8 protein-coding genes are annotated in these 8,770 nt (G+C 56.3%); 4 read left to right on the forward strand and 4 right to left on the reverse strand.

Going from position 1 to position 8,770, the window contains the following annotated elements:
• Positions 1-16 precede the first annotated feature (16 nt).
• The gene (locus RSSM_RS13600) at positions 17-205 is read right to left on the reverse strand and encodes a hypothetical protein (protein WP_008679540.1); all 189 of its coding nucleotides are present in this window, start codon (positions 203-205) and stop codon (positions 17-19) included.
• Between the two features lie 587 nt (positions 206-792).
• On the opposite strand from RSSM_RS13600, the gene RSSM_RS13605 reads away from it, so the two are divergent.
• From RSSM_RS13605 to RSSM_RS13615, 3 genes are all read left to right on the forward strand, one after another.
• Positions 793-1,050 carry a GlsB/YeaQ/YmgE family stress response membrane protein gene (locus RSSM_RS13605; RefSeq protein WP_044302507.1) on the forward strand — a complete coding sequence of 86 codons (258 nt, stop codon included), beginning with the start codon at positions 793-795 and terminating at the stop codon, positions 1,048-1,050.
• Between the two features lie 3 nt (positions 1,051-1,053).
• The gene (locus tag RSSM_RS13610; protein ID WP_008679544.1) at positions 1,054-2,349 is read left to right on the forward strand and encodes a mechanosensitive ion channel family protein; all 1,296 of its coding nucleotides are present in this window, start codon (positions 1,054-1,056) and stop codon (positions 2,347-2,349) included.
• A 150-nt stretch (positions 2,350-2,499) separates the two neighbouring features.
• Positions 2,500-2,679 carry a YqaE/Pmp3 family membrane protein gene (locus RSSM_RS13615; protein WP_008679545.1) on the forward strand — a complete coding sequence of 60 codons (180 nt, stop codon included), beginning with the start codon at positions 2,500-2,502 and terminating at the stop codon, positions 2,677-2,679.
• Positions 2,680-2,908: 229 nt separating this feature from the next.
• Here RSSM_RS13615 and RSSM_RS13620 read toward each other — a convergent pair whose 3' ends face one another.
• The 3 genes from RSSM_RS13620 to RSSM_RS13630 are packed head-to-tail and all read right to left on the reverse strand — an operon-like array spanning position 2,909 to position 7,766.
• Complete coding sequence (locus RSSM_RS13620; protein WP_008679546.1) at positions 2,909-4,882, reverse strand: hypothetical protein; 1,974 nt, start codon at positions 4,880-4,882, stop codon at positions 2,909-2,911.
• On the reverse strand, positions 4,879-6,768 hold the full coding sequence (locus RSSM_RS13625; protein WP_008679548.1) for an ABC transporter permease: 1,890 nt from the start codon (positions 6,766-6,768) through the stop codon (positions 4,879-4,881). The genes RSSM_RS13620 and RSSM_RS13625 overlap by 4 nt, the downstream gene beginning before the upstream one ends.
• Entirely contained in the window at positions 6,765-7,766 is a 1,002-nt protein-coding gene (locus RSSM_RS13630; protein WP_008679550.1) for an ABC transporter ATP-binding protein, read from the reverse strand. Before RSSM_RS13630 ends, RSSM_RS13625 begins: the two co-directional genes overlap by 4 nt.
• Positions 7,767-7,991: 225 nt before the next feature.
• Between RSSM_RS13630 and RSSM_RS13635 the strand changes: the two genes are divergently transcribed.
• Positions 7,992-8,770, forward strand: a 779-nt coding sequence (locus RSSM_RS13635) for a bifunctional folylpolyglutamate synthase/dihydrofolate synthase (protein ID WP_008679554.1), incomplete at its 3' end; no start/stop codon positions are given.

Below are 8,770 nucleotides of genomic sequence, written 5' to 3' on the forward strand. Positions count from 1 at the left end.
TGACAATGCGGTAACCCTAGGCGGTTTTCTTCGGTTCCGCTTTCGCGTATTGAGTGGACTTAACGAGACGTTCTGCGGTCTCGTCCCGATACAACTGCGTGCTAACAGGGTGAGGCTCCGCTGAGTCATCGCCTTTGGCGCCATTCGGGAAATCAGTCACAGTCGGGTGCGAGACGCCATGGACGGTTTCGATTTGACTGGTCATCGTTTCTCTCTTCTATCGTGAGTGTGTTGGGGTTTTAGGAACACCCAACCGTATTCTATCGGCTCGCTAACCCGCGAGTCCAAAAATCGGCTGAGCGTGGTTGCCCCAACGAAGCAATCCCCATACCAAAACCGCGTGGAAGCGTCACGGGTTCACGGACGCCGCTGCGAACCGAGAAACACCACCCGGCCGTTCCTTCTCTCAAATTGGTCGATCACGGGTCAGGTTGAGCCCCGACGCGGCAAAAACCAACCTGAATTAAGCCGACGACGTCATCGAGTCGGCTCCCGTGAACACGCAGTCGTCCGAAAGTGGACATTGCTCTGCCCAGCAAATACGGCCGTTTTTCTCCTGGCACGCGGTTAGCTCCGTGTTCTTTCGTCGCCTGCTTTTGTTACGGACTCAAACCCGTATGGGTTTGCGTCGGTAGGCAGGCACTATCGAACGCCGTCGATCGAATCCTGTCGTCGTAAACGTCAGCGAATCGAAGCGAGCCAACCGCTCAAGCCGGCTGGCGGAGCCTCGGCCCATCCGGCAGAGTCTCGGCGTTCGTTCCCTAAAACAGCCACCCATTGGAGAAACCTATCATGCTCATGCCACTCATCAGTTGGATGCTATTCGGATTGTTCATCGGAGCAATCGCACGTTTGCTCTACCCAGGTCGTCAGGACATTGGGTTTTTCCGCACCATGCTGCTCGGCGTCGCCGGCTCCTTTTTTGGTGGGTTCGTCGTCTATCTCATCAACGGTGGTGCGCCAATTCAGGCTACCGGTTGGATCGGTTCCATGCTCGGGGCAATCGCAGTCCTCGCGATAGCCTTGCGATACCAACGAAGCCATTCGTAGGCGGTGGCTGAATTCATGCAACGTCGCCCATCAGTGAATCCAACAAGACCTAAGCCGCAAGGTGCCGCACGATTAGCGTGTGTCACCTTTTTCTTTCTGCTATTCGCCGGATGCAATCCTGCGTTGGGGCAGGATACGACTACAGGGAACAACGACACTTCCTCGGCGCCGGCACCGACAGTCGAAATCGACAACGTCGCTCCCGATGAAGCGATCACGCAGCGACTGCGAGAGATCTACGAGTCATCGGGATGGTTCACCGACCTTCGCGTCCAAACCACCAGCGGGATCGTGACGCTCGAGGGAATGGCCGACAATGAAGAACATCATGCTTGGGCGGTCGACGTTGCCAGACGCACTCAGGACGTCATTTCCGTCATTGATAAGCTAGCCGTCGACCCGACTGTTGATCTGCAATCAAGTCAACAAATCGTGCTCGGCAGTCTCAGTTCGCTGGTGCAAGATTTCTTGGTCCGTTCGCCGTTGCTGATCGCATCGGTCGTGGTCCTCGTGATCACCGCGTTCCTCGCCCGCGTCGTGGGTTGGCTGGTGGTCAAGATATTCAGCCGCCGCAATTTGCGACCGAGCCTACAAGACCTGGTCGCACAACTCAGCTCCATCGCAATCTGGATCGCGGGCCTGCTTACCGCAACCGTGGTCGCCTTCCCCGGAATGACACCCTCGAAAGCACTGACCGTCCTCGGCCTCGGTTCCGTCGCGATCGGTTTTGCGTTCAAAGACATCTTCGAAAACTTTTTTGCCGGGATGTTGATTCTGTGGAAGTACCCATTTGATCGAGGCGACTTTATCACCTGCAATGAAATCACAGGCAAAGTGGAACGGATAACGATCCGCAACACCATGATTCGAGGACTCGACGGAGAGTTGTCGGTCGTGCCGAACGCCGACCTTCTTAAAAACAACGTCGACGTGCTGACGAGCCAACCTCAACGCCGCGTGCGGCTGATCTGCGGCGTGGCATACGACGAAGATGTCGACGCGGCACGCGAAGTGATTCGAGACGCCGTCGCCTCGTGCGAAACCGTTCAAGGAAAACGAACTGTTGAGATCTTCGCCAAGGAGTTCGCCAGTTCGAGCATCAACTACGAAGTCGCATGGTGGACCGGATCGAAACCGGCCGACATTCGCCGCAGTCGTGACGAAGTCGTCGCAGCGATCAAGCGTTCGCTCGATAACGCAGGAATCGAAATCCCGTTCCCTTATCGCACTTTGACCTTCAAGGATGCGTCAGTGGCCACCACGATCCGCGATTCCATCGCGGCATCAACCGAATCGTGATAAACGAACACAAAACACCAACAGAGGCATGCATTGACCTGCGTTCGGCACACGAGATGCAACACCGTATCTCAGCAGAACGAACGACACCGATGTCTCGCCGCTGCAGACCAAACGCGAATCTCAATAACCCGTCAAAAGGAAACAAACATGTCCACCGCAATGACAAACGAAAACACTTTGTTGAAAGTCATTCTTTCGATTCTCCTGCCGCCATTGGCCGTCTACATGGACCGCGGAATCGGCACGCAGTTCTTTCTTAACCTCGTGCTGACCCTCGTCGGCTTTTGGGTCGTCGGAATCATTCACGCCCTGATCATTGTCCTCTAATTTCCGTCGCCGATCTCCATCACCCCAACGCGGAAAGCTATCGCACCGGCAACCGCTCGGTCGTATCGATGCGGTGGTTTCCCAAAGACGAATTCGTTTAAAGGCGAATAGCAGAGCGCACAAAAAACGCCAGTCTGCTCGGCGGGACATTCTCGGTCCTACCTTCGCGTGACTGGCGTTTTGAATTTTTGTACCGGAAACTAACGGTGTCTAGAAAAGTGATCTCCGACTAAGTACCGGAACCTTCTTCGGTTAGATCTTCGACTTCTTCAACGACCGCTTCGGTGACATCGGCGTTCTCACCTTCGCCACCCTCGTCCGCGTTCGTGGCGTCGTTGGTAGCGGGCTCTTCGTCTTCCGCCACGGCCTCGGCTTCTTCCGTCATCGGTTCATCTGCTGACTCGTCCGCTTTGGCTTCATCAGCAGACACCTCCTCATCGGGTTCGCCTGACACGTTGGACTCGTCCGAAGTGTCAGACGCCGGCTCAGGTTCCTGCGTCATCTCCTCTTCGGAAGTTTCCTCTTCGCTCTCCGCTGCAGAGTTTTCAGCGGCTTCCTGCTTGAGCAACTCTTCCTCACGTTTGCGTTCCTCTTCAGCGAGCTCTGCTTTCCGTGCGGCGAGTTTGTCCTGCTGAGTCTTACGAACTTCTTCGTACATCTGCGGGTTCACGTCGCCGTACTCACCCATCAACTCAACAAACGTTCGCAGTGGGAAATCCTCTGGAATCTCATCCGAGTCAGTGGCTTTCATGTAGTCGCGAATCGAGTCAAACAAATCCTCGGCACTATCGTCGATCACCAGGATCGGATAGTCGTCAAAGATTTCGGCCCACTGTTCGAAGGACTCTTCGTAAAGGTGAATCGCCTCTTCGAGTTCACCTTCTTTACTGAGAGCCTCTTGTGCCTCAAAGATCAAACGACGTGCGTTCACGGTCCGCTCTTCCTGTTCCGCGAGCGCGAGTGTTTCCCAGTACGCGTAGTTGATTTGCTTCCGGTGACCGTCGGTCTTTCGGATCCGCTCATCGAGGTCCTTGACCGAGTCGACGAGCTGCATGACACGCAATCGGACACTCGGATCGGCATCCCGTGCGACCACGCTGAGGTCCGGTGTGGTATCGGCTTTGTAGTTCTCGGCGATCGATTGTTGAGACTTGGTCCGCTCTTCGGCAGGCGTCATCAACGCGTCCTGCATCACTGGGTCGAGCGTCGACAGCATTGCTTTCTGTGCTTTCTCGTAGGCAGGTCGCGCCAATTGCCGGATCTCAGCAATTGTTTCTGCCCGACGACGGTGCAGCTCGTCGATTTGTCCCATCTTGATCGTGAACGACGCCGTCGTAGGAATCGAACGCTCCCCGAGACCTTTCCAATCCTCCGAGGCACGTTGCCATGCTTCCTGAGCTTGGTCATTGAGCACGCCTTCCTTCTCGATCGCCTCGGCGTGTTTGATTCGCCACTTCGGTCCGGTCTCGTAGAAGTTAATCGGAGTTTGGCGACGGATCGGGATCCCCGCTTCAACGAGGTCGTATCCGGAGTTCAGCCACAAACGACCGATCAACCAGTTATCCGGTTTGCGAGCCGGCCCGAGCGCTTCGGGGCCTTCGACATCGATGCCCTGTTTTCGCAGGTTCTCATGCAGAACTTCGTCCTCAGAGAACAAGCGACGGAACTGCTTCTTCTCATCCGACAAACCGAGCTTGGAACCGTAGAACCATCCCGTGTACCAGATCAGCCGTGGAGCTTTTCGGTTTTGTTTGACCCCTTTGGTCAAAAACTCGGTTCCTTCTCGGACCATTTCATACCGCTGGCGATAATCATCGAACTCGGTTGAAACGTTGTACGCGAGGTTGTGAGCTTGGAATTCCCAGACCTTGTCAAAGTGCGGCTGCAACAACGCGATGTTGTTCAGCGATGCTTTGAGACGATCCCATTCGTGCATCACACGGTATTCGTGCGACTTCTTCCACAACAACGACGCGGCGACACCACGCATCCCCAACGAAGCGAGCTTCATCGTTTCACTTGCGGGGCTGATTTCACCGAGATCACTCTCGGAGATGTCAAACTCATCACGCATTTGGGCCAATCGTCCGCCCCCGTCTCCACCACCGCCGGCGGGTTGGCCGAGCAGGTAGAGCGGGATCAGCATCACGACCAAAATGGTCAGGTAGGTCAGTTTCCGACGAAATTGAGTCGTGCGATTCATGCCGCGATCTCACGTGATTTCAGAGTAAAATAGCTGATTAAAAATGCGAGCACGACATATCCCAACGTCGCCACCGCGTGACGCGCCAGTAGCGCGCCGAAAATATCAAATCCAGACGCCGCAAACTCTGCCGTGTTCACCATCTTCGGCAGGTTCGGCAGTGCCGTCGCGATCGCGTCGAGGGTGTAAACGATCCCGGCATCTGCGGTCTTGATCACCTTCGCAGCAACGGTGTCGACATCCAACTGCGTCGTCATCGCATCTTGTTTGAGCAGTCGAACCATCGATTCGATCGGTCCACCACCGCGTTCAATTCCCGCGTCGATGTAGTGCCGCGTGTCGTAAACCTGTTCGGCGGAGAAACCGAGCAACACGCAAACCGCCGTTGCCACCATCGCAACCGGTCCGGTCAAAAACGTGCTGAACATCACGCCAAACGCGGTCACCATCGTCATCTGCAACCAAATCGACAAATACGCCTTGGTCAGGTTCCACGCGAACGAGTGATCGGTCGGTCGCAGGTAAACACTCGCCGGGGTCATCCCGAGATACTGCGAATCGTCCAAACACCGAACCACGAGAGTCATACGGCCTTTCTCATCGACGAGATCTTCAAATACGTTGAGCATCTCGGTTTTGTTGCCGTTGGTTCCTTCGATTTCGAGCGGCAGGAACTTCTGGTCGACTTCGTATTCGTTGACCGTGAACCCGATCGGATTGCTTTCGATCGGTTTCGAAGGGTGTTTCATCGTGATCGAGCCACGAATCCCCTTCTCGATGTTTCCTTTGTAGGAACGGTAGGCTCGCAGCGAGAGGTCGACAGGAATGCTGCTTCCATAACGCTCCTTGGTCACGCCCGAGAACGTGTACTCGGCCGTTCCCAGACCGCCACCTTCGACGTACCCGTGTTCGATCTTCCGAGTCCCGCGGGCGACACCAATCAGTCGAGAAATCCCGGCGCTGCCGTATCCACCGGCGAGACGCTCGTTCCCGACATCGATGCCTTCCTCCTGCAGATTCCCCGAGCGATCGCGGAACACCAAACTGCCGTAAGACGGCACGCGTGCACGGAGGGCACCCTCAACCGGTCCGACACTGAAACTGCCGTCGTCTTTGCGAATCACAACGTGCCGGTGACCACGGACCATATCCGTCACGCCCTCGCCGGCATCGTTCAGTTCAAAGTGGTGAGAGTGGAAACGCGTGTAGTCGGTTTCCCCTTCGAAACCACCGGAGGGAAGTTCACGCACATCGGCGACTTCCGCATGCGTATGAGCCAACCCCCGCGTCACAAACAGGTAACTGAGCGCCCCCATCGGGATCAGGATAACTGTCCCCATTGCCACGAATCCGAGCATCCGGCCGAGCACGATCTCGGTGGCCCGAACGGGCTTCGTCACAATCGTATAAAGCGTTTTGTTCTTGATGTCTTCAGGCAGCGAAAACGAACTGATGAACAACGCCAACGCCAACACGAGATAGTTCGTGGCCGTTAACACAAAACTGATATACAGTCGCGCCGGGTCATCACTCTGCGGATTCAAATACCATCCCGCGAGCAACAACAACACGACAAAGAGGCCAACGACGTAAAGCACCTTGCGGCGAACCGCTTCTTTGAACGCGAGTCGTGCGAGTGCGAGAATCCGGCGAACACGGGTCCCCGGAAGATCAAACCGGAACAAATCACGAACCGATCGAGCGACCGCGAAAAACCCTTCACCCGACCCATACCGGGACGACGAGATCACGTAACCGACGACCAGCCCCAACACGATACCGAGAACCGCTAACACGATCCCCTTCAGAGCGGCGCTTTCGAGGAATGCTCCCGGTCGGAAGAACCACTCATAGAATGACCAAAAGTCATCGAGCTGCAAATTCATGCTTGGTCTCCGTCACTCGTCGAACCGTTCGATGAATTCTTCGATTCGGTGGCCTGCGACACGCGACGAGCCCCCGGACGTGCTTCGCTCTCGCGAACAATGTTCAGGAACAGGTCTTCCATCGTGGCGGTCGGGTTGTCGATCGACTCGACGGTTCCGCCGTGACGGGCGATCACTTCGGCAATTTCCGATTTGGCCGCATCGCTGAGCCCGGTAGCGTGCACCTCGGTGACATCTTGAACCTTCAACAGATCCGAAACGCGGCCGAGTTCTTTCAGTTCGCCCTGGTGCAGAATCGCGACCCGGTCGCAAACGTCTTGCACGTCGGCAAGCTGGTGCGAACAAAGCAAAACCGTCTTCCCCCGGTCACGCAGGCCGAGAATCAAGTCCTTCATCTCACGCGTCCCGATCGGGTCCAAACCGGTGGTCGGTTCGTCGAGCAGGACCAAGTCGGGATCGTTGATCAACGCCTGAGCCAGACCGACCCGACGCGTCATCCCCTTGGAATATTCTTTCAGTTGGCGGTGCTTGGCTCCCTGCAGACCGACCATTTCGATCAACTGTTTGACACGGTTCTTTCGTTCCGCGGCGGACAAGTCGAACAGACGCCCATAAAAATCGAGGGTTTCTTCAGCCGTCAGAAATTTGTAGAGGTAAGACTCTTCCGGCAAATAACCGATCCGCTCATTCTTCTGCGTTTCGCTGGCGTCCTGATCGAAGACCAAAACGCGGCCGCTGGTCGGAAACAGCAATCCCAGGATCAACTTAATCGTCGTGGACTTACCACTTCCGTTCGGACCGAGCAGCCCGAAGATCTCTCCGGGTTTGACTTCGATATCGAGGGATTTCAGAGCGTGAACTTTCTTTCGCCCCCAGAAATCGCGGTAAATTTTGCTGAGGTTGCGGGTTTCGATGACCACGCTGTCTGACGATTTCGCGGTTGTCGGCGAGGTGTCTTCGGACGTTTCGGCGACGGCGGTACTGTTATCGGTATCCACGTAATATTGATCCCGACGAGGTTGGGAGAGAAAAACTTGACAAAGAAGGTCCGATCGCTACGGCGGTGATCCGAAAACGGTTCGCAATTTTGTTGTTCATTGCCTCAGGCGGCGGTGGCGTCGCGGTCCGTGACGCTACAATGTCGGGTTTGCTGGGGCCAAACGGCCTCCAATCTCTTCGCGACGCGACCGTCATTCCGCTCACCTTTGCCAGCCTCTTCTGCCATGCCACACTCGAAATCGGCCGCCTATCAACTGGCGACTCGGTGGCTCTACGACCGGATTGACTATGAAAGGATGGCCCGACCAGGAACGCGATACCGCTTCACCCTCGACCGCATGCGAGAATTGATCCGTCGCCTCGGCCACGGAGATTATCTCGCCAGCCCGCTGCCTGCCCAACCCCAGTCATCTCCGCCCGGAACGCGTCGAAACAGCCCCCGACCGGACCTGGCCACGATCGTTCATATCGCCGGAACCAAAGGAAAAGGTTCGGTTGCAACGATGATTTCGACGATGCTGACCGCGGCCGGCCACCGCGTCGGGCTCTACACGTCGCCGCACCTGGTCAGCCTGGAGGAGCGGTTTCGCGTGAACGGGTGCCCCGCATCCCCCTTGGAACTGACCAACCTGATCGATTCCATGCGCCCGATCGTCGAACAGATGTCGCAAGAAGAAATCGGCGGCCCCACCTTCTTTGAACTCACCACCGCGATCGCGATCGAACACTTCCATCGCAGCCACTGTGAGTTTTGGGTCCTCGAGACCGGTTTGGGCGGGCGTCTCGACAGCACGAACGTTTTTCAAAGCGACGTGACGTTGATCTCCAGCATCGGGCTCGACCATCAACACGTCCTCGGCAACACCGTCGAAGAAATCGCCAAAGAAAAAGCGGGCATCTTCAAACCGGGGGTTCCCGCCATCAGCGGCGTGACCCGCCCGCCGGCACGCGACGTCATTCGTGATACCGCCAAGGATGTGGGTGCCCCTTTTGTCGAGTTGGG

The organism is Aporhodopirellula sallentina SM41, from assembly GCF_000346505.1.
Classification (GTDB): Bacteria; Planctomycetota; Planctomycetia; order Pirellulales; family Pirellulaceae; genus Rhodopirellula; species Rhodopirellula sallentina.